Source organism: Lonsdalea iberica, from assembly GCF_002111585.1.
GTDB classification, from domain to species: Bacteria; Pseudomonadota; Gammaproteobacteria; order Enterobacterales; family Enterobacteriaceae; genus Lonsdalea; species Lonsdalea iberica.
Map to the genome: position 1 here is coordinate 1 of NZ_LUTP01000107.1, position 1,313 is coordinate 1,313.

At 42.3% G+C, this 1,313-nt stretch carries 2 protein-coding genes; both read right to left on the reverse strand.

The window, feature by feature from the left end; genetic code table 11:
* Positions 1–322 precede the first annotated feature (322 nt).
* A complete protein-coding gene (locus AU511_RS16860) occupies positions 323–847 on the reverse strand; it encodes a hypothetical protein (protein WP_094110362.1) in 525 nt (174 codons plus the stop codon).
* 17 nt (positions 848–864) lie between these two features.
* The coding region (locus AU511_RS17510; protein ID WP_205756484.1) for a hypothetical protein at positions 865–1,313 on the reverse strand (449 nt) is incomplete at its 5' end.

The window sequence follows — 1,313 nt, forward strand, 5'->3', positions numbered from 1 at the left end:
GGATGTGCCGCTGCTGCACCACCAGTTCCCAGCCGTTGTAGACCCAGTGTCGCCGCGACGTTAGTTGCCCGTGACGGTAATGGCGCACTTCCGCTATCTGGTCGCCGTCCCACAGGTAGCGCACCTCTTCGCCGCGCTCGGCGCAGCGTTTGCTGACCCGACGCTGCATGAAAAAATCTAGTTAATCGTCAAATTAGGTAGTACACAGTTTGACACAAGCTTAGTGGAATATATCAAAACGAAATTCCTGAAAATATCCCTTTGCAGTAACCGCTACCTGTTGTAGATCAGCATTGGACTTAAGATAAATATTGAGTTTGGATCAAGCACGCCAAGAAATAGTGGATGCACTAATATCATCCCTCATATATGCAGATAAATACTCAGCGAAATTCTTATACCTTGACTCCCCATTTGCATCGTAAACCCAAAACTCAGGTTCAACCTCATCGTCAAGCCATAACAAAAATATCGCTTCATTTCCTATATCACTGCCAGCAAACAAGGAGAGTCGCTCATTTTTAAATAGCCCAAATGCATTATTTGACCAATCATCTCTTAAGCATTCAGCTTGAAACTTAATTGAGTCGATTAAATCATCGTGAATTACATCTTGCCATAAAATTTCCATATCACTAATGCTCAGCCAAATACCATGCGTTGCATTTCCCCATCGGCCATAAAGGTTGAAATACTCAATAAGCATTGGACTTGCATCTCTATAGATTCCTTTCAATAGAGTAGGTATTCTCCCCTGAAAAATTGGTTCAGGACTATCAGGCATTAAAAAAAAATCGCCATCAATTTTTATTTTCTTTTCAATTGCAAGATTTATTTTTTCTTTCATAAGATATCCTATAAATTTTAAATAAGAATAACTTTGAAATAGGTAGTACCAACAGGAACGGCTTGTGTAGCACCACCTATGTAGCTATTCACTCTAGACAATAGCGGAATTATTGGCCCTTCAGTTGCACCGCCCCATCCAACATCAGGGGTATGACCTGGAGCTGTTCCTTTTGGATATAAATTAGGGGTAGCTCTTTTAGCTGCATTAGCAGCATTGTTAGCTGAAGCCCGCATTTGAGGGCTTACTGCCTGCCTCGTCATTGAGCCACCGCTAGCTTGGATCTGCTTATTCCAATCGGCAACATGCTTCTTCAATGCTAGATCCTCAGCTGAACCTGGGGTGAATTTATTTTTAATACTAAGAATCCCATGTTCATCGACACTCGCACACCCAGCTAGACCAGTGGGATCAACCCAACTCGATGGATTATGCACATAAACATAATTGCTTTCACCCCCCAACA